A 19,346-nucleotide genomic window follows, 5' to 3' on the forward strand; every position below is an offset into this window, starting at 1 on the left:
ACCATGAGGCATGGTCGGGAACATCCTGATCTATCTCGCCGTGGTCATCGGGCCCACGGCGCTGTTCTGGCTCGCCTTCAGGGTGCCGCGACTCGTCGAGAACGCGCGCCGTCGCCGGGCCAGTGCGCCCGCCGGGCCGCCGGTCGAGCGTGTCGCCGCCGATCTGCGCCGGGTGCGCCGCTCGCTGGCCGGGCTCGCTCCGGACGCGCCCGTGGTTCGCCGCCGCGCCACCGGCCAGGCCTATGACGCGCTACTGATGCAGGCGTGCCAGGCGGTGGAGGTGCCGCACCGGCTGGACACCGTGCCCGACGGCATCGAACGCGAGCTGGAGCGGCTGCGGGTGGAGGAGGCGCTGCGCGGCGCGGGCCTCGCCATTCCGTGAGGGTCTCAACCTCAATGACATGTGCGCGCGGCGTTGTGCCTGGTCACCTCTCGTGAGTGCGCATGCGAGTTAGAACACTGCTACGCACTCACGACCGGTGGCCTGCGGCGTTGGTCGACGAGAGTGGCGTGCTGCGCGAGTCAGCGTTCGAACGGCAACCATGTGTAGTGGTCGGCGGCGAGACTGTCCCGTGCGCCGGTGTTGCTGGTGATCACTCTCGCGCCGCCGTCGAAAGGGTGGTAGAGCCAGCTCAGGGTACGGTCGGTGAGGATGACGCCGTCAGTGCCGTCGTTGGCCACCAGCGACAGGAGTTGGTCCAGCGCGGGATCGTTGACCGTGGTCCGGGCGACGAAGTGGTGCTGCCAGGCGTGGTAGCCCGGGTCGATGCCGAGATCGTCACTGCGCCAGTGCACGGCCTCAGGCATGACGCGGGCGACCAGCTCGTCGCGCGCCGTGGGCTCCGAGGTCGCTGACCACGAGCAGGTGATCGCGAGGAGCACGTCGTCGCCGGGGAGCGGGGTGTCATCGAGCAGCGCTTCGAGAAGCACATGGTGGCGGCGCAGGATCTCGGCGTGTTCGGTGTCCGTGCTGGCGTATCTTTTCGACTCCGGCAAGCTGTCGAACCTGACCGACTGCCGGCGGAACTGAGCGTGGAGTCGTCCTGCGACCGGTACGCATGTGCCCCAGAGCCTGCTCCACGCCCGACCCAGTGCGGAGATATTGACGCCGATGCCGTGTTGCGCGCTCGTGGGTGAGTTCATGCCTCCATAGTGTCCGATGCGTCGCCGATCCTGAGACTCTGCCGGAGCGCGCTACTCCTGGGCGAGGTCGGCGAAGCGGCTGTAGTGCAGCTGGTGGGCCACCGTGATCGTGCTGGTCGGCCCCGCGCGGTGCTTGGCGAGGATCAGGTCGGCCTCGCCCGCCCGGGGATCGTCGCGTTCCCACGCGTCCGGCCGGTTGATCAGCAGCACCATGTCGGCGTCCTGCTCCAGTGAACCGGACTCACGCAGGTCGGAAAGCATCGGGCGCTTGTCCGTGCGCTGCTCGGGACCACGGTTGAGCTGGCTGATCGCCACCACCGGCACCTCGATCTCCTTGGCGAGCAGCTTCAGCTGCCGGGAGAACTCGGACACCTCCTGCTGCCGGGACTCGACGCGCTTGCCCGAGGTCATCAGCTGCATGTAGTCGACGACCACGAGCTTGAGGTCGTTGCGCTGCTTGAGCCGCCGCGCCTTCGCGCGAATCTCCATCATGGTCAGGTTCGGCGAGTCGTCGATGAACAGCGGCGCCTCGCTGATCTCGCTCATCCGCCTGGCGAGCCGGGTCCAGTCGTCGTCGGACATCCGGCCACCACGCATGTCCGCGAGCCGGATCCGCGCCTCCGCCGACAGCATGCGCATGACGATCTCGGTGCGGCTCATCTCCAGCGAGAAGATGACGCTGGTCATGCCGTGCCGGATCGAGCACGAACGCGCGAAGTCCAGTCCCAGCGTCGAGTTGTGCGTCGGGATCATCGACCGCCCCGCCAGGTACAGGTGGTCGCGGGCGTCCACCTCGACACAGCGCACCGGCACGCTCGGCACCGGCCGCACCGCCACGATGTGCCGGTTCCGCGGCACGCCAGGGCGGCCCGCGAGGCGGTCCTTGTGTTCGAGGTGCTTGCGCTCCAGCCGGAAGAGCCGTTCGTGCGCGGTGAACTCGACCGCGCGGGCGTCGGTCGTCTCGCACCGGTGGCCGAGGCTCACGATCAGTTCGCGGACGTCCGCGGCCAGCCGGGGGCCGGTGACCGGGAGTCGCGCGGCGCCGGAGGCGGTGACCGTGCCCCCGGTGTCCAGCAGCCCGGCCAGCAGTGCCCGCCGCTGCTCGACGGAGCCGCGGAGGTACACGGCGGGGATGTGCCTGTCCGCCAGCACACCGAGGGCGGTCAGCGTGGCTCGCACGGCGCCGGGGTCCGGCGCCCCGAGGTCGTACGAGCCGTCGCCGTGTGGCCGGACGGTGAGCCCCGCCCCGGCTTCGAGACGGCACACGGTCTCCGGATCGGCGGTGCTGAGCCGCGGGCCCGCCGGGTCGCCGCCGCCCAGCCAGGCGCCGAGCGCGTACGGGTGCAGCGGCAGCCGCCGCTCGGGCAGCCGGAGCGCGCCCGTCGGCCGCACCGAGTGTTCGAGCGGCGCGCACGCGGCGATCTCCTCGGTGGTGCGGATTCCCTGGGCACCGGTCGAGGTGCCGGTGAGCCACTGGTGCAGTGCGTCCGCGACGATCACGGACCCGTCGGAGAACTCGACCCGGTAGCAGGGGCGGCCGTGCATGACCTCGGTGGCCGCGACGACGGTCGTGGGCCGCCCGTCCGCGCCGAGGAGTTCGTCGCCGGGGCCGACCTCGCCCATCGTGGTCCAGCCACGCGGCGTGGGCAGCGGGGTGTCCAGCGCCAGTGCCTTCCCGACACCTGGACGGGCGGCGACGATAACCATCTGGCCCGCGTGCAGGCCGTTCGTCACGTCGTCGAGGTCGAGAAAGCCGGTCGGGATGCCCTGAGCGGTGCCGCCGCGCGACGCGATCGCGTCGATCTCGTCCATGGTCGGCTGCAGCAGCTCTTCGAGGGCGACGTAGTCCTCGCTGGTGCGCCGCTCGGTGACGTCGTAGACGGCCGCCTGCGCGCGGTCGACGACCTCGTCGATGTTGCTGCCGTCGCCGCCGTCGGCGTTCGCGCCGTACCCGTACTGCACGATCCGCGTACCCGCCTCGACCAGCCTGCGCAGCACCGCCTTCTCGGCGACGATCTCGGCGTAGTAGCCGGCGTTGGCGGCCGTCGGCACGGTCGCGATCAGGGTGTGCAGGTACGGGGCGCCGCCCACCCGGTTGAGCTCGCCGCGGCGCTCCAGCTCTGCGGAGACGGTGATCGGGTCAGCCGGCTCCCCGCGGCCGTACAGATCGAGAACGCAGTCGTAGACCGCCTGGTGCGCGGGGCGGTAGAAGTCGCCGGGACGGAGCACCTCGACCACGTCGGCAATCGCGTCCTTCGAGAGCAGCATGCCGCCGAGCACGGATTGCTCGGCGGCCACGTCCTGTGGCGGCTGGCGATCGAACCCGCCTTGCTCGCCGGGGGCGAATGCGGGACTGCGGTCGTCGGTGATCGCCACCGGTGCAGGCACCTCCTCAAGACTGGGCAGTCGAACACCCGTTCGAATTATAGCGGATCCGGTCACGTTCGCCCGGGCTTTTCTTCCCGGCGTTTCGCCCGTCGGATGGGCACGCTAGATCGCTCGGAAGGAGCAGCGCAATTTGGCCTGGGGACCGCCCTGTGTACTACCTGTGGATGGCAGCGCCGAACGAATCACAAGCGGCGCAAACCCTGTGCACAACCTGGGGGTAAACACACGAGCGTACAAGAAAATCGCAGGTCAGAGGGTGTGGGCAACCTGTGGATAAGTTTGCGAAAACTCGTCCGGCGTGTCGGCCGGACACCCTCGCTCGGCGTGTCGCCTCCCCCGGCCGTCCGCCTGGTTGTGGGCTACCTGTGGATGGAAGCTACGGAGCGTCGAGTGTCCACCCGTTGGGCTGAACGGGTGGACACGACTCAGAAAACCGGTAGCCGACCCTGTGCGCTCCGTAACCGATCCGTGAGCAGTTGCGGCGTGCCGGGCGTGAACGCGATGAGCGGCTCGCCACTGCCCGGCAGCTCCTCGGTCAGCCAGCGCCCCTCGCTCGTGTCGATGTAGTTCACCGGGCGCTCGGCGCGCTGGCGGATGCCGCTGCGCCCGCGTGCGGCGACGTACAGACTGCCGCCGCCGAGCCGGGGCAGGCCGAGCAACCGCCGCAGCTCGTCGGCTTCGCGAGTCTCCGCGGAGGGCGCCGAACCGCGCAGCACCCCGGCGCCGTCGTCGGGGCGCCGCCCTCCGGTGACCTCGCTCTTCGGCACCCGCAACGGCTGCCCGCGGCCGGGCGCGAGCCGGGGGACCTGGGCCAGGAAGCCGTCCACCAGCTCGTCCGGGCGCAGCGAGGTCAGCACGACGCCCTCGTGCTCGGTGTTGCGCGCCAGCACGAACGCCTCGCCACCGGCGCTGCCCGCGAGCAGCGTGTAGTCAAGGGACCTGCCGTCGTACCCGCCGTTGATCCAGGCGTAGTACTCCAGGCTGGGCCGGGCGACCGCCTCGACGGTGGCCAGCAGGCCGCGATCGACGCCACCCCGGTCGAGCAGCCCGTACCGGGCGAGCTCGGCGTTCGCGCGCTCGTCCGCCCTGCGCCGCGCCTGCTCGCTCTCCCAGACGGGCGTGCCGGCGAGGACGGTGTGCGGTTCCGCGCCGTGCCTGCGGATCAGGTTGAGCAGGGTGCCGGTTGTCAACGTCGCCTGCTGGTCCAGCACCGTGGTGCTCCCTCTTGTCCTGTGTCGTCTGCCTTGCGCGCTACTCGCCGATCACCGGCGGCGCGGTCAGCTCGTCGCTGCCGAACAGCGAGTTCGGATCCTCCTCGACGAGGAACTTCGACTGGTGTTCCTCGTCGTCGGAGCCCTTGCCGCCGCCGCGGCCGGCTCCGCCCATGCCGCCCATCATGCCGCCGCCCATGCCACGGCCCGCGGCACCGGCCGCGCCCGCGGCGGCTCCGCCCATTCCGCCACCCCCGCGGGGTCCGGGCGCGGCCGCACCGGTGCCCGCACCGGGTGCCTGCGCACCCGCGCCCGGCCCGAAACCGGCCGCGCCGCCGGCGAACCCACCGGCACCGGACCCGCCACCGGCGGAGCCACCCGGACCGAAGCCACCGGCACCACCACCGGGAACGGAACCGCCACCGCCTCCGAAGTCGGCCGAGGGCACCCTGCTCGGAGTGAAGCCCGAGGTGTTGGTGCGTTCGTCCCATTCACCGGGCCGGAAGCCGCCACCAGGCATGTGGCCCGGGCGATTGCCGTCACCGTCGTCACGGCCGTCACCGCCCGGCAGGTTGCCCGGCGGCGGGAAGTCCACGTTGCCCGGACCGCTGGGCCCCCCTGGCGATCCGGGCCCGCCCGGCACCGTGCCGGGTGCGAGTGGGGTGTCGGGGCCGCCGGGCGTGCCGGGCCCACCAGGAACACCAGAAACACCAGGAACACTGCCTGGTGGATGGCCGCTGCCGCCGGGGCCGATGGGTGTGCTCGGCGTGCCCCCGCGGTCGTCGCCAGGACGCTCGTCCCCGTTGTCCCCCCGGTCACCGCCGTCGTCGACCTCGACATCGTCGATCTCCCGGTCCAGCGCGCTGTAGTTCGGCATGCCCTTGCCGTTGGCGCCGCTGGCCTGGAAGTACTCGTTGAACGCGTCGACGTTCGCCTGCGCCCTGGTGTTGTAGTCCTTGATCGCGCGGTCGGTGTCGGTCTCCCACGGCGTGATGTCGTTGAGAAAACTGCTCTTCGGGGGCTCCTGCGGAATGGGCTGCACCTTCGCGTGCACCGAGCCGAACGCGGCTGTCTGCTCGCCGAGGTAGCGGTCGCTGTCCTGCAGCTTCACGTGGGAGTCTTCCATCCAGGTCTTGAGCGGGTGCGCGCCGGACTTCGCGGCGTCCGCGCCGTCACCCTGCCAGGCGCGGTCCATCATCCGGTTCAGCTCGGCGATCTGGTCGACCCGCCGCTGGTACGCGGCCTTCAGCCGGCCGGCGGAGGCCTGGCCTTCGCTGAGCGAGCCGGGCCCCTCACCGGTCGTGATGCGTTCCCAGATCTGGTACGCGTCGATCCGCCGGTCGCCGCCCTCGGCGGCGTAGTCCCCGGCCTCGTCCTGGGTCGCGGCGCCGTAGGTCGCGGCAGCCGCGACGATCGGCAGCAGAAAGAAAGGCATCTCGATCAGACCCCCGGTGCGGTTCTCATGCGGGTTGCTCACCGGCCCGGGAGATCTCGGCCTGTGTCTCCGCCTCCCTGGTAGTGATGCTCTGCCTTGCCCGTTCCAGCGCCCGGATGTAGTCCTCGATGTAGGACTGCATCCGCTGGTTCGACTCGAGGAAGGCCAGGCCGGAAGGGTTGGCCGCATCGGCGAAGTCGCCGCTGGCGAACTCGCGGCCCGGTGGCCGGACATGGGCCATCCGCTCGGCGTCGCCCTGATCGCTCCTGAGGTCGTCGAGCAGGTCCTGCCAGCGCCGGATCACGTCGTCGAGCTGGTCCGCCTCGAAGACGAAGCCACTGCCTGCCGCCGGTGCCGGTGCACCCGCGGCAGCCGGGGCAGCCATCGAGACCAGCCGCCTCCCCATGGCGCCCGCCCCAGGATCGAGCATGCCCTCCGGTCCCCCTTCACGCTCGGTGAGAGTCCAAGTTTCGTCAGCACGCCGAGTGTTCGTCAAGCGCACGCGGCATCGTGCCCGAACAGTGCGACGCAGGCACAGACGGGAAGGTTCCGCCCAGAAACGACAAACGGCGGGGTTCCCTCCCCGATCGAAGAGGGAACCCCGCCGTCGGCCGGCGTGACCGGAGTGACTACTTCGCGGTGACCTCGACGTTCACGTCCGCCTTGACCTCGGGGTGCAGCCGGGCGCTCACCCGGTGCGTGCCCACCGTCTTGATGTGCTCGCGGAGCTCGATGGTCCGCTTGTCGAGCAGCGGGCCACCGGCGCCCTTGATCGCGTTCACGACGTCGGACGTGGTGACCGAACCGAACAGCTTCTTCGACCCCTTGGCGGCCTTCGCGGACAGCTCGACCGTGCCGAGTCCCTCCAGGGCCGACTTGATCTCCTTGGCGTGGTCGAGGTCGCGGATCTTGCGGGACTCCTGCGCCCTGCGAATGGTCCGGACGTTCTTCTCCGCGCCCTTGGTCGCCTCGATCGCGTAGCCACGCGGCAGCAGGTAGTTGCGCGCGTAGCCGTCACGGACCTCGACGATGTCGCCGGGGCCGCCGAGGTTCGCCACGTCGGTCGTCAGGATGATCTTCGCCATGATCAGACCTCCTTACCGAGCCGTCGACGTGTAGGGAAGCAGCGCCATCTCGCGGGAGTTCTTGACCGCGATGGCGATGTCGCGCTGGTGCTGGCTGCAGTTGCCGGTGACCCGGCGGGCACGGATCTTGCCGCGGTCGGAGATGTACTTACGAAGGAGGTTGGTGTCCTTGTAGTCGATGTTCTCCGGACGGCCCTTCTTCTCGGCCTTGCAGAACACGCAGACCTTCTTCTTGGGCTTACGAATGGGTGGCTTGGCCACGATCTACTCCTGGGGATTTCTGTGGTTGCTGTGCGGTTGCCGAGCGGCGGTCAGAAGGGCGGCTCTTCGGAGAAGCCGCCACCGCCGGTGCCGCTCGCGGCCGGGGCGGAGCCCCACGGGTCGTCGGCGGGCGCTCCCCCGCCCGCACCTCCGCCGAAGCCGCCGCCACCACCGCCGCCGCTGCCGCGGCTGACCTTGTTGACCTTGGCGGTGGCGTAGCGCAGCGAGGGGCCGATCTCATCGACCTCGAGCTCGACGACCGTGCGCTTCTCGCCCTCTTTCGTCTCGAACGAGCGCTGCCGGAGCCGGCCCTGTACGACGACCCTGGCCCCCCTGGTGAGCGACTCCGCGACGTTCTCGGCCGCCTGCCGCCAGATGTTGCAGCGCAGGAACAGCGCCTCGCCGTCCTTCCACTCGCCGGTCTGCCGGTCGAAGGTGCGCGGGGTGGACGCGACCGTGAAGTTCGCGACCGCCGCGCCGGACGGGGTGAACCGCAGTTCCGGGTCGGCCGTCAGGTTGCCGACGACCGTGATGACCGTCTCTCCAGCCATGTCTGCCTACCTCTCAGACCTTGGCGGCGGTCTTGGCGCCGCGGGGCAGCTCGCGCCGCACGACCTTGGTGCGCAGCACGGTCTCCTGCAGCGAGAGCTGCCGGTCGAGCTCCTTGACGGCGTCCGGGTCGGAGTTCAGGTCGAGCACCGCGTAGATGCCCTCCGCGTGCTTGCGGATCTCGTAGGCCAGCCTGCGGCGGCCCCAGACGTCGACCTTCTCCACGCTTCCGCCGGACGTGTGGATGACCTTGAGGAAGTTCTCCAGCGTCGGGGCGACCGTGCGCTCGTCCAATGTGGGATCGAGGATGACCATTACCTCGTAATGACGTGACACAACCACTCACCTCCTGTGGGCTCAGCGGTCACGGGCTCTCCGTGACAGGAGGGTTGCCCTGCGATTCTACGGGCGAGCCGGGGAGCCTCTCGGTGCGGGGTGGCCGGCCAACGCTCGTGAGTGCGCACACGAGTTAGAACTCGGGTACGCACTCACGAGGCACTAGGACACGCGGCGAAGGACCCAGGTCCGCACGAGTGCCGCGGTGACCCCGGCCAGCGCGACGACGGCGAGCAGCATCGGCAGCTGCACGTTGCCGGGTGCCTCACCGGCGGCCAGTGCGTCGGCGTTCCCGGCGTTGCGCACATCCGGCGACTCGCCCGCGGCCGGTCCCTCGGCGCCGAGGATGCCGAACTCGGGGGTCTGCCCCGGGGTGCCGCTCGGCGGCGGGTAGCGCAGGTCGGGCGGCACGGCGATGCCCGCGTTCGGCGGGGTCACCGACGGGATGCCGCTGTAGTCCCTCGGCGCCGCGTAGCCCGTACCGCTGCCCGTCGCGGGGATGCCGCCGCCCGGTTGCGCGGTGCCGGGGGTGCCGGGTGAGCTCGGGGCGGCGCCGGACGAGTCGGCGCGGCCGGCAGGCTGCTGGGTGGCCGGGGTGGTCGGCGCGACGTAGTTCGCGGCCCGGACGCTGAAGCCGCAGCTGCCGGCGATCTTGCGCTTGATGTTCGCCAGTGTCTTCTCGCGGTCCACCCCGAGGCCCCACGAACCCATCTCGCGCAGCTTGTCGGCCGCGACCGTGCCGATCGCCTCGCCCTTGACGGTGCCGGTGGCGGCGTCCGGCACCGTGCCGACCGGCAGCAGCCCCGCCTTCTCGATGTCGTTGGCGGCCCACTTGCCGATGGCGAGGGTGCCCGCCTCGTTGGCGCCCCGCCGGACGAGTTCCTTCAGGGACGAGCCGTGGACGGCCACCGTGTCGCCGATCTGGCCGGTGACCGGCGACGAGCAGCTGTCGGCCTGCAGGGTGGTCGCGCCGGCCGTGCCGCCGGTGACGAGGGAGAGCCCGGTGACCGCGGCCGCGATTGCCGTTGTCGTCAGCACCTTGCGGGTGGTCCGGGCGAGGGCGGTGGGCATGATCCGCACGGAAGCTGTCCTCCGGGATTGGCAGGGTGTCAACGAGACCTCGACGATGAGAACGAGCGGGGCACGCAGAGGATACGCCGCGGCGACCTACGCGGTTGCCTTCGCCTGCCGGAGTACCCAGGTCCGCACCAGCGCGGCCGTCACGCCGGACAGGGCGAGGACCGCGAGCAGCATCGGCAGGGTGGCCCCGGCGGCGTTGCCGCCGGAACCCGCGGGCAGGGCCTCGGCCCGGCCCGCGTTCTGCACGCCGCTCCGCTCGTCCGTGCCGTTCTCGCCGCTCTCGCCGAGGATGCCGAACTCCGGCGAGTAGCCGGGGATCTGCCCGCCGTAGCGCACGCCGGGTGACGGTGCGAACAGGCCGGCCGAGGCCATCGGGATGCCGCTGTAGTCGCGCATGGGGGCGAAGCCGGTGCCGAAGCTCGTCGGCAGGTAGGCGAAGCCGGGCAGCGCCGAGCCGCCGAGTACCGGGCTGTTCGGCGCGGGCATCCCGGCCCCGCGACCGCCGTCCGATCCGCGGCCGCTCGGTTCGGCGGCGGGTCCGGGCCCGGTGCCGGGCCCTGGCCTCGGCGCGGGCTCGCCGCCGGTTCCCGGGGACTGCGGTGCGGGCTCGTTCCCGCCGACCGCGCCGGCGACCTTGTTCGTGGTGTCGGTGACGCTCTTCGTCGTGCCCTCGACCACGTCGTTGACCGCGCCGGCCGCGGGCTTGCCGACGACGGGCACGGGCTCGACCACGGTGTCGACGACGTTCACGGTGATCTTGCAGACGCCGCTCAGCAGTCCGCCGACCAGCGACGTCAGCCCGTCGGTGACGGTGCGGAGGCCGAACGGGGTCTCGATCCGGTCGCCGGGCTTCGCGGTGACGGTGTCGCCGCACCTCGCCTGGATGGTCTCGGCGGAGGCGGTGCCGGGCGTGGCGAGGATCGCCGATCCGGCCAGCAGGAAGGCGGCCGCCCCGGTGGCGGCGGCCCTGCGTCCACGCCCCTGCATCGCTCGCCCTCCCGCACGTTCGCTCCGGAGTCTCCACAGAGATAACGACGCTAGAGGCGATCCGTGACGCCGGCCAGTCGAACGGACCTCAGGCGGCGGGCTGGCGGCGCCGCCACGTCCGCACCAGCGCGGCGAGGACGAGCGCAAGGGCGACGACGGCCAGCAGCACCGGCAGCCGCTCCGGCGTGTTGCCCGCCGGCATGGCCTCGACGGTGCCGGACTCGCCGCTGGCATCCGCGTCCTGGCCCGCGTCCGGCTGGCCGAGGTCGGGTGCCCGCGCGGGCGGCTCCGGCAACTCGGCCATCGCGCCGGGCGGCACGGTGAGCGGGTCGAGCGCGGTGAGCCCCCCGGCCTGGGCGAGTGTGCCGACCGGGCCGCCACTGCCGCCGGCCGGCGTGCCGCCCTCCGGAGCGCCGTTGCCCGCGGGTGGCTGCTCGGGCTCGCCCGGCGCGGGGGTGTCCGGGCCGGGCTCCCCCGGTTCTCCGGGGGCGGGGTCGTCAGGGGCGCCGGGTTCCGGTTCGGTCGGCTCCTCGCCGCCCGCCAGCAGGGCCTGCAGGGGCCGGGCGGCACCGTTGACCACGTTCTGCCCCGTGTCGCACAGTCGCTCGGCGGGCTCGGCTACCGGATCGACGCGGCTGACGCCGAGGCCGTCCACCGTGTCCTTAACCGGCAGCGCGACCAGCGAGTCCGACTGCGAGCCGAGGCCGACGTCCAGCGTCCCCGGTGCGTTCACGAGCGCGCCCGCATCCACTTCGAGCGGCTGCCCGGACTTCTCCGCCAGCGTCGCGCCACAGCTACCGTCCACCACGGGTTCGGCCGCGTGCGCGGGAAAGGCGAGTGTCAAGGACGCCATCAGCACGGCTCCGGCGACGCCGGCACGCGCGAAGTTCCGTCGAAACCCGGTCCCCATGTGAGTTCCCACCCTCTTGCCCTGTGTGACCACGGTTAAAACGCGGACGCGGTCACCGTACTCGATGCGACCCGTCGCGAATCGTTACCCTCATCGAATGCAGATCGGCGCGCACGTCCGCGATGACGACCCGTTGAGCGCGGCCCGCGAGCGCGGCGCCGATGCGGTGCAGTTCTTTCTCTCGGATCCGCAGGGCTGGAAGAAGCCGGAGCGGCATCCGCAGGCGGACGACTTCGGCCCGGCCGGAATCACCGTCTTCATCCACTCGCCCTATGTCGTCAACGTCGCCTCGCTGAACAACCGCATCCGCATCCCTTCCCGCAAGATCGTCCTGCAGCACGCCGAGGGCGCGGCGGAGGTCGGTGCGAAGGGGCTGATCGTGCACGGCGGTCACGTGCGCCGGGGCGAGGACCCGGCCGCGGGGCTCGCGAACTGGCGCAAGATGTTCGAGCGGCAGGCCGAGCAGGGCGGTTTCGGGGTGCCGCTGCTCGTGGAGAACACCGCGGGCGGCGACGGTGCGATGACCAGGGAGCTGGACATGCTGGCCCGGCTGTGGGACGAGATCGGCGAGTTCGATCCCGGTTTCTGCCTGGACACTTGCCACGCGTTCGCGGCGGGCTGGGACCTCGACGGCGTCGTGGACAAGGTCCGCGCGGTGACCGGCCGGATCGATCTGGTCCATCTCAACAACTCCCGCGACGAGTTCGGCTCGGGCCGCGACCGGCACGCCAACGTCGTCGGCGGACAGGGCACGATCGAGCCCGCCCTGCTCGCCGAGGTCGCCCGCGCGGCGGGTGCACCGGTCGTCGTCGAGACCCCGGCCGAGGGGCAGGCCGCGGACATCGAGTACCTGCGCGGCGTCCTGTAGCGGGATGGTGAACCGCGCCGGCCTCGCCGCGCTGGTGCTGCTGTGCGGCATCACGCTCGCGCTGGGTTTCGCCAACAAGGACCGCTGCACCGGCCCCGAGTTCGACGACTCCGGGCGGAGCACGCCTGGCTACTCCGAACGCAACTTCGCCGACGTCTGCTATTCCGACATCCAGTTCCTCTGGCTCGGCCGGGGCGTCGACGAGCATACGTTCCCGTACGTGCACGGCGCGCTGGAGGGCGAGCAGCTCGTCGGCGGCGCGCTCGAGTACCCGGTGCTGACCGGAATGCTGATCTGGGCGGGCGCGTACTTCGCCGAAACCGACGCCGACTTCCTGCTGTACTCGGCATTGCTGCTGGCGCCCTTCGGCCTGCTGACGGCGTGGCTGCTCGGCGCGCTCGCAGGCAGACGTGCGCTGTTGTGGGCGCTCGGCCCGCCGCTGGTGCTCTACGCCTTCCACAACTGGGACCTGCCCGTCGTGGCGTGCTCGGCGGGCGCCTTCTATCTCGTCCACCTGGGCCGGGGATTGCTGCGGGCGAGGGCGGGGTGGGCGGCGGTGCTGCTCGGTCTCGGCTTCGCGTTCAAGGTCTACCCGGCGATGTTCGTACTGCCGCTGGCGCTGTACGTGCTGACCGGCGGGCGTTCCGGTGAACACGGCCCCGATCCGCGCGGCGCGCTCCGGGTCGCCGGGATCGCCGCCGGTACCGCGGTGGCGGCGAACCTGCCGTTCGCCCTCGCCGGGTTCGAGGGCTGGTGGGCGTCGTTCGAGTTCCAGGGACAGCGCAACGCCGACGCGACGACCAACTCCGTCTGGTACTGGGGTGTCCGGCCGCTGTTCGAGGGTGACGACGCCGCATACGAGTCGTTCGTCGGCGTGGCGTCGCCGCTGCTGGTGCTCACCGCGTTCACACTTGCCTGCTGGCTGGGCTGGCGGCGCTACCGCGTCGAGGGCACCTACCCGCTGGTGCCGGTGTCCGCGGCGATGCTCTGCGGCTTCCTGCTGCTGCACAAGGTGCACTCGCCGCAGTACGCGCTGTGGCTCCTGCCCTTCTTCGTGCTGCTGCACCTGCGCTGGGGCTGGGTGCTCGCCTACCTCGTCGCCGACCTCGCCATCGGCATCGGCATCTTCCGCTGGTACGGCTCGCTCGACGACGGCGGCACGATCTACAGCGGCTTCGCCGCGCAGGCCGTGATGATCGGTGTGTGGGGCAGGGCGGCCCTGCTCGCCGGCCTGTTCGTGGCGAGCCTTTCGGCTCGGCCGGCGATCCGCTACGAGCGCGACACCGCCGGACGCCTGAGCACGACCGAATCGGGCGCACCGGCCAGCACGCCGCCCGCCGGGTCGTCGTCGCCCGCGCTGCGCACGAGGTCGGTGGAGGGCCGGTAGACCTCCCGCAGGACGAGGCCGCAGAGGACGAGGACGGCGAGGTCGCGGACCACGACGGTGCCGAGGAACCAGCCTTCCGGCAGGCCCTTGTTGTCCACGCCGAGGTAGTAAAACATCCGCGGTGCCCACACCAGTGCGTCGATCAGCATCCAGGTCAGCAGCAACCGCCAGCGGGGGATCGCCAGCACGGCCAGGGGCACCAGCCACAGCGAGTACTGCGGGCTCCACACCTTGTTGGTGAGCAGGAACGCCGCGACCACCAGGAAGCAGAGCTGAGCCACCCGCGGCCGCGTCGGCGCGGTCAGCGCGACGTACGCCACACCCGCGCAGCAGGCCAGGAACAGCGCACCGCTCACCGCGTTGAGCACGGTGGGCGTCTCACCGGCGGCGAGCGCGCCGTCGAAGCCCGGCCAGCCGGTGAAGTAGGAGATCACGTTGTACAGCGAGTCCGGGTCCATGCCGCGCTGGGTGTTGAGCCGGAAGAACTCCTCCCACCCCTGCCGCAGGAACAACGCGAACGGCAGGTTCACGGCTGCCCACACACCGGCGGTGACAAGTGCGGTGGTGCCCCACGCGCGCAACCTGCCCGCCCGCAGGCACAGCACAAGCAGCGGGCCGAGCAGGAACAGCGGATACAGCTTCACCGCCGCACCGAGGCCGAGCAGCAGTCCCGCCAGCGCCGGCCTGCGTCTGGACCAGGCGAGCAGGCCGCTCGCGGCGAGTGCGGCCGAGAGCGCGTCGAAGTTCGTGAACGCGTGCACCATGACGATCGGGGAGATCGCCACGAGCGCGGCGTCCCACACTCGCCTTCTGGCGGTTCTCGCCACCGCCCACACGGTGACCAGCCAGGCGAGTGCGAGCCAGAGCGCGGTGATGTTGAAGTAGATCGCCACGGGCAGCGCGCCGGGCAGCCAGCCCGCGGCGGCCGCGTCACTCCAGGCATGTGTCAGCTTCGCGTTCACCCACTGGAACAGTCCGGTGAGCACGGGGTACTCCATGTACCGCACCTGCTCGCCCGGAGTGCCCTGCTGCTCGACCCAGCTCGTGGCGTACGGGAACGTGTCCGCTCGGTCGAGCCGTTCGGCGCTGTAGAGCGGCACGATGTCCGAGTAGCACATCGCGACGTAGGGCCTGCCGGATCGCCAGTCCAGCTCCGCCTGCCCCTGATCGTTCACGTACTGCTGGATGCACGCGGCCTTGCCGAACCAGCCGAGCGTCAGTGCGAGGACGGCGAGCAGCAGGCACACCCGCAGGGGCGACCAGAACCAGTGCCTGCCGACGGCGGCGTGCTCGCCGAGCGGGCCGCCGACCGGACGGGTGGCCGCGGCCGCGACCGGCTCGGTCCAGCTCGGGATCACCCGCTGCGAGGCGTCCAGCGATTCGGTGTCGGCTGTCTCCGCGGTCGACGAAGAATGAGTATCGCTGGACACGGGCTGGATGTTACGGGGCGTGGACATGCCGCCGGGACCGGACCTGCGCGCTGGAGGGGCCCGGCGAAACCGCCGGGCCCCTCCAGCTACTCGCCTTCGTCCGGGTCGCGTCCCCAGCCTGAGCCGGGCAGGATCGGCCTGCTCGTCTCCGCCTCGTCCGTCTCCGTCTCGGTCTCGGTCTCCGTGGGCGTCTCGGTCTCGGTGGATGGCTCCGGCAGCGTCGTCGTCGGCTGCTCGGTCGTCGTGGTCGGCTGCTCCGGCGTGCTGGGTGGTGCCTCCGGCGTGGTCTGGGGCACCTCGGTCACCGGCGCCTTGCCGATGAGCTCGACCTCGTCGAACTCCTTGTTCGGCAAGCCTTCGTGGTAGCCGTCCATGAACTTCTGCCAGACCTCACCGGGCAGCCCGCTGCCGTAGATCCGGCCGCCTGCCGCGTTCCGGATCGGCTTGCCGACCCCGGTGCCGACCCAGGCCGCCGCAGAGATCTGCTTGGAGTAGCCGGCCATCCACGCCTGGGCGTTCTCGTTCACGTCCTCGCCGTCGGGATCGACGTACTGGTGCGTGCCGGTCTTGCCCGCGCAGTCGCGGCCGCCCGCGCAGTCGAGGTCCGAGTAGGACAGCACCGGCTCCAGTGTCTCCGTGACGTTGCCGGCGATCTGCTTGCTCTTCTCCGGATCGTCCTCCGCGAACGCGGGTTCGCCCTCGGTCGCCGCCGCGCCGGTCTCGTCGAACAGGATCTCGCCCTCGGACGTGGTCAGCTTGGCCACGAAGTGGGTCTCGTGGCGGATGCCCCCGGCCGCGAACGTGGCGTACGCGCCCGCCATGTCCGTCGGGGTCACCTCGACCGTGCCACCGCCGATCGCGATGTTGTTGTCGGCGTTGGCCATCGTCGGGCCACGGGGTCCCTTCTCGGGAATGCCCGCGTCGAGGGCCGCGTCCACGACGGGCTGGACGCCGAGGTCGTTGAACACCATGTCGTAGAACACGGTGTTGATGGACTTCTCCATCGCCTCGGCCACGGTGCACTGGCCGCAGTCCACGCCCTCGGAGTTGCGCACCTTGGTGCCGCCGAACTCCCGGGGTGAGCTGCCGTCGAAAACCTCGCCGATCCCCTTGCCGCGTTGCAGGAACGCGACGAGGTCGAACGGCTTGTACGCCGATCCGGGGTTGCGCTGCACGTTGCCCCAGTCGACCTCGTCGACCCCCGGTTCGTTGGGACCGCCGTAGTAGGCGCGTACCGCGCCGGTCTTCGGGTCGACCGCGACCAGCGCCTTGCGAAGATCGCCCGGTTCGCCCCGCATGACCTCCTCGACGGACTGCTGGGCGATGCGCTGGGCCTTCGGATCGATCGTCGTGTAGACCTTGTAGCCGCCGGACTGGACCTTCTCCTCCGGGTAACCCTTCGCGGCCAGCTCGGCCTTCACCCGCTGCTGGATGAACGCGTTCGGACCCGTGATGGTCTGCGGCTTGGACTGCTCGACCGGAATCGGCGTGGGGAACTCGGCGGCCCGCCGCTCGTCCTCGGTCATCCACTTGTTCTTGACCATCTGGTCCATCACGTAGTTCCAGCGCTGCTCGGCGACCTCCCGGTTCTCCGACCGTCCCGGCTGCTGGATCAGGCCGGCGAGCAGAGCGGCCTCGGAGGCGTTGAGCTCCTTGGCGGGCTTGGCGAAGAAGGCCTGTGCCGCCGTCTCGATCCCGTAGGCGCCGCGCCCGAAGTAGATCGTGTTCAGGTACGCCGTGATGATCTCGTCCTTGGACTGCTCGTTGTTCATCTTGAAGGACTTGACCAGCTCGGTGAACTTCCTGGTGTACGTGACCTCGTCGTTCTCCGTGGCCTTCTTGATGTACTGCTGGCTGATCGTCGAGCCACCGCCGACGCCGCCGGTGACCTGGTTCCACGCGGCGCGCATGATGCCGCTGATGTCGAAGCCCGAGTTCGTCTCGAAGGTCGCGTCCTCGGCGGCGTACACGGCGTGACGCACGGCCGGGGGGATGTCCTCGGGACCCAGGATGATCCGGTTGCCGCCGCTCGGCGGGATGTCCTTCCCCATCTCCGACTCGTCGGAGTAGTAGTAGGTCACCACCTTGTCCTGCTGGGCCGCGACCTCCTCCGGGGAGGGCACGTCGACCAGGAAGTACGTGATCGTGAAGGCCAGCGCGGGCAGCACGACGAACAGGCCGACGAGCGCGTAGGCCGTCCGCCGGATCCGCCGCCACCGGCGCTGCTTGCGTTCCGCGGGGGTCAGGGCGGCCTTGCCACCGTCGTCATCGTCGTCCAGCCCGGTCTCCTGGAACCGGTGCTCGTCCTCGGCCGACCACCGGTCGCCGTATTCGTCGTAGTCGCCGTAGCCGTCGTGATCGACATGCTGGGTGTAGTCGTCACCGTCCTGGCCGCCGCGGCTGTGGTAGCCGCCGTACCCACCGGTGCCGTTGTGTACGTGGTGGGTGATCAGCTCCGGCTCGCGGTCGTCCGGCCCGGAGACCGGCGTGACCATCCCGGTCGGCTGGTCCGCGCGGGGCCGGCGGGGTGGCTGCTGGGGTGGTGGCGGCTGCTGCCGTGGTGGTGGCGGCGGCCGGTAGCCGCCCTGCTGAGGCGGGGGGCCGGGAGGGCGGCCGCCGGGAGGTGGTGGTCCGGCCCGGTGCCCGGGTGGTGGTGGCAGCGGCCGGCCACCCTGGGCATGGCGCGCGGGACGCTCCGCGCCCGGCGGCGAGGGCCGGCGCGGGGCAGGCTGCTCCTCGTCCGTCGGCCACTGTGGCTGTTGCGGCTGTTGTGGCTGGGACGTGCCGGGCGTCCCCGAGGTCCTCGGGGGCCTGCCCGGCTGCGGTGGCCGGGGAGGTTCGTCCCCGGTCGGCCATTGCGGATCAGCGTCGCCGGTGGGCCATTGGCTGTGCCGGCCGCGTCCCGGGTCCTGCTCCGGCCAGCGGCGATTTCCGTGATCGTCGTTCACTTGAGAGCCTCCCAGATCGGCGCACGCATATCCGCCGTTCTGCGATCCGAGCCTATGCCCTGGGGAACCCTTCCCCTGCGGGTGCCTGCCCTCACTGACCCGCGGTCCTCCGTGAGCGTGGGTGCGGTGTACCGGTACCCAGGACGTACGACTGGACCAGGTGGTTCCAGGCGCACGAGCGGCAGACCTCCACCACATAGACGGTGAACTCGGTGAAGAGGTTGGCCATGCGCTCCAGTTCTTCCGGTGCGCGGGCGGAACCGGCCACGTGCTTGAGCTCGTCGCCGTAGACCCACGAGACCAGCGTGAGCGCCTCTTTCCGGCACAGGGGACAGGAGTTCTTGCTCGGCTGGCCGTGGAACTTCGCCGCCCTGAGCAGGTACGGAGTGGCGTCGCACACATCCAGGGTGCTGACCCGGCCGGAGTGGACCTCGGCGAGCAGCGCACGGCGCTGCAACGCGTAGTCGACGACCTGCCGCTGGTTTCGCACCTCAACAGACTACGTGCTGTCGGCGCGTTGACGATGCGCCGTTCTTCGCAAGCGCGCTCCGTGAGCGGGCCGACACAGCCAGGTCAGCCTGATTCGTTGGTTAGCTGCGCCACTTCGATGTATCGGTGCGATATAATTTGCCGGTAGGTTGGAGTTGGCATCGGGCGGGTAACCACAGCAACGTCTGCCGGCGCCGTTTGTTCCCGTGAGGAGGTGCGTCGTGTTGGAGTTCGCAGTCCTTGGGCTGCTGCACGAGGCACCGATGCACGGTTATGTGCTGCGTAAGCGGCTGCACGAGACGCTCGGCACGTTCCGCACGTTCTCCTACGGCTCGCTGTACCCGACGCTGCGCCGGCTGCTGCGCGCCGGGCTGATCGTCGAGGAACCCGCCGAGGCCGCTGTGGGCGAAACCACGGCGAACCCGGGCTGGAACCAGGCCCGCAGTGGCTGGGGGCGGCGCGGCAAGCGCGTCTACAAGCTCACGGCCGAGGGCAAGGAGCGCTTCGCCGAGCTACTCGCCGACGCAGGGCCACAGACGTGGGACGACGAGGGTTTCGGCGTGCACCTGGCGTTCTTCTCCAGGACACCGGCCGACGTGAGGATGCGAATCCTCGAAGGAAGGCGTCGCCGTGTCGAGGAACGCCGCGAAGGGCTCAGGGCAGCGCTGGCCAGGGCCGAGGAGAAGATCGATCGCTACACCCGTGAGCTGCACCGGCTTGGCCTGGAGACGAGCGAGCGGGAGGTGCGCTGGCTCAACGAGCTGATCGCACACGAACAGGCCGAGCAGCGCGGGCAGCAGGACTGAAGCCGCGGCTCGGCACGACCGACCACAGGAACA

19 protein-coding genes are annotated in these 19,346 nt (G+C 70.8%); 4 read left to right on the plus strand and 15 right to left on the minus strand.

The annotated features are described in order from the left end of the window. The first annotated feature begins 10 nt into the window (after positions 1 to 10). On the plus strand, positions 11 to 382 hold the full coding sequence (locus tag JAP66_RS00300) for a hypothetical protein (RefSeq protein WP_199428896.1): 372 nt from the start codon (positions 11 to 13) through the stop codon (positions 380 to 382). Between the two features lie 140 nt (positions 383 to 522). Here the strand turns inward: JAP66_RS00300 and JAP66_RS00305 are convergent, their stop codons facing one another. From JAP66_RS00305 to JAP66_RS00360, 12 genes are all read right to left on the minus strand, one after another. Continuing rightward, positions 523 to 1,143, minus strand: coding sequence for a DUF3885 domain-containing protein (locus tag JAP66_RS00305; RefSeq protein ID WP_199428897.1), 621 nt, complete (start codon positions 1,141 to 1,143; stop codon positions 523 to 525). Between the two features lie 51 nt (positions 1,144 to 1,194). Beyond that, entirely contained in the window at positions 1,195 to 3,411 is a 2,217-nt protein-coding gene (dnaB, locus tag JAP66_RS00310) for a replicative DNA helicase (RefSeq protein WP_504956228.1), read from the minus strand. A gap of 545 nt (positions 3,412 to 3,956) precedes the next feature. Next, the gene (locus JAP66_RS00315) at positions 3,957 to 4,742 is read right to left on the minus strand and encodes an ESX secretion-associated protein EspG (RefSeq protein WP_199428899.1); all 786 of its coding nucleotides are present in this window, start codon (positions 4,740 to 4,742) and stop codon (positions 3,957 to 3,959) included. Between the two features lie 40 nt (positions 4,743 to 4,782). After that, complete coding sequence (locus JAP66_RS00320) at positions 4,783 to 6,177, minus strand: PPE domain-containing protein (protein ID WP_199428906.1); 1,395 nt, start codon at positions 6,175 to 6,177, stop codon at positions 4,783 to 4,785. 25 nt (positions 6,178 to 6,202) lie between these two features. Beyond that, the gene (locus JAP66_RS00325; RefSeq protein ID WP_235998641.1) at positions 6,203 to 6,607 is read right to left on the minus strand and encodes a hypothetical protein; all 405 of its coding nucleotides are present in this window, start codon (positions 6,605 to 6,607) and stop codon (positions 6,203 to 6,205) included. A gap of 199 nt (positions 6,608 to 6,806) precedes the next feature. Beyond that, positions 6,807 to 7,262 (minus strand): 50S ribosomal protein L9, encoded by a 456-nt coding sequence (gene rplI / locus JAP66_RS00330; RefSeq protein WP_199428908.1) that lies wholly within the window; start codon positions 7,260 to 7,262, stop codon positions 6,807 to 6,809. A 12-nt stretch (positions 7,263 to 7,274) separates the two neighbouring features. Further along, positions 7,275 to 7,523: a 30S ribosomal protein S18 gene (gene rpsR / locus JAP66_RS00335; RefSeq protein WP_005168122.1), complete on the minus strand. Its 249-nt coding sequence runs from the start codon at positions 7,521 to 7,523 to the stop codon at positions 7,275 to 7,277. Positions 7,524 to 7,573: 50 nt separating this feature from the next. Next, a complete protein-coding gene (locus tag JAP66_RS00340; protein WP_199428911.1) occupies positions 7,574 to 8,074 on the minus strand; it encodes a single-stranded DNA-binding protein in 501 nt (166 codons plus the stop codon). 13 nt (positions 8,075 to 8,087) lie between these two features. Further along, positions 8,088 to 8,408 (minus strand): 30S ribosomal protein S6, encoded by a 321-nt coding sequence (gene rpsF, locus JAP66_RS00345; protein WP_199428913.1) that lies wholly within the window; start codon positions 8,406 to 8,408, stop codon positions 8,088 to 8,090. 162 nt (positions 8,409 to 8,570) lie between these two features. Then, a complete protein-coding gene (locus tag JAP66_RS00350) occupies positions 8,571 to 9,479 on the minus strand; it encodes a hypothetical protein (RefSeq protein ID WP_210769558.1) in 909 nt (302 codons plus the stop codon). A gap of 96 nt (positions 9,480 to 9,575) precedes the next feature. Further along, a complete protein-coding gene (locus JAP66_RS00355) occupies positions 9,576 to 10,475 on the minus strand; it encodes a hypothetical protein (protein WP_199428915.1) in 900 nt (299 codons plus the stop codon). Positions 10,476 to 10,563: 88 nt separating this feature from the next. Then, positions 10,564 to 11,328 carry a prolipoprotein diacylglyceryl transferase gene (locus JAP66_RS00360; protein ID WP_199428916.1) on the minus strand — a complete coding sequence of 255 codons (765 nt, stop codon included), beginning with the start codon at positions 11,326 to 11,328 and terminating at the stop codon, positions 10,564 to 10,566. A 154-nt stretch (positions 11,329 to 11,482) separates the two neighbouring features. On the opposite strand from JAP66_RS00360, the gene JAP66_RS00365 reads away from it, so the two are divergent. Together JAP66_RS00365 and JAP66_RS00370 are read left to right on the plus strand one after the other, a co-directional pair. Continuing rightward, positions 11,483 to 12,253 (plus strand): deoxyribonuclease IV, encoded by a 771-nt coding sequence (locus tag JAP66_RS00365; RefSeq protein WP_199428918.1) that lies wholly within the window; start codon positions 11,483 to 11,485, stop codon positions 12,251 to 12,253. 4 nt (positions 12,254 to 12,257) lie between these two features. Then, on the plus strand, positions 12,258 to 13,640 hold the full coding sequence (locus JAP66_RS00370; RefSeq protein ID WP_199428928.1) for a glycosyltransferase family 87 protein: 1,383 nt from the start codon (positions 12,258 to 12,260) through the stop codon (positions 13,638 to 13,640). Here the strand turns inward: JAP66_RS00370 and JAP66_RS00375 are convergent. From JAP66_RS00375 to JAP66_RS00385, 3 genes are all read right to left on the minus strand, one after another. Beyond that, the gene (locus JAP66_RS00375) at positions 13,523 to 15,070 is read right to left on the minus strand and encodes a glycosyltransferase family 87 protein (protein WP_199428936.1); all 1,548 of its coding nucleotides are present in this window, start codon (positions 15,068 to 15,070) and stop codon (positions 13,523 to 13,525) included. The genes JAP66_RS00370 and JAP66_RS00375 overlap by 118 nt on opposite strands. Before the next feature lie 86 nt (positions 15,071 to 15,156). After that, the gene (locus JAP66_RS00380) at positions 15,157 to 17,565 is read right to left on the minus strand and encodes a transglycosylase domain-containing protein (RefSeq protein WP_235998677.1); all 2,409 of its coding nucleotides are present in this window, start codon (positions 17,563 to 17,565) and stop codon (positions 15,157 to 15,159) included. Positions 17,566 to 18,109: 544 nt separating this feature from the next. After that, on the minus strand, positions 18,110 to 18,508 hold the full coding sequence (locus JAP66_RS00385) for a DUF5318 domain-containing protein (protein WP_199428940.1): 399 nt from the start codon (positions 18,506 to 18,508) through the stop codon (positions 18,110 to 18,112). Positions 18,509 to 18,728: 220 nt separating this feature from the next. On the opposite strand from JAP66_RS00385, the gene JAP66_RS00390 reads away from it, so the two are divergent. Beyond that, positions 18,729 to 19,313, plus strand: coding sequence for a PadR family transcriptional regulator (locus JAP66_RS00390; protein WP_199428942.1), 585 nt, complete (start codon positions 18,729 to 18,731; stop codon positions 19,311 to 19,313). The last annotated feature ends 33 nt before the right edge of the window (positions 19,314 to 19,346 follow it).

It is taken from the genome of Qaidamihabitans albus, from assembly GCF_016464705.1.
Taxonomy (GTDB): Bacteria; Actinomycetota; Actinomycetes; order Mycobacteriales; family Pseudonocardiaceae; genus Qaidamihabitans; species Qaidamihabitans albus.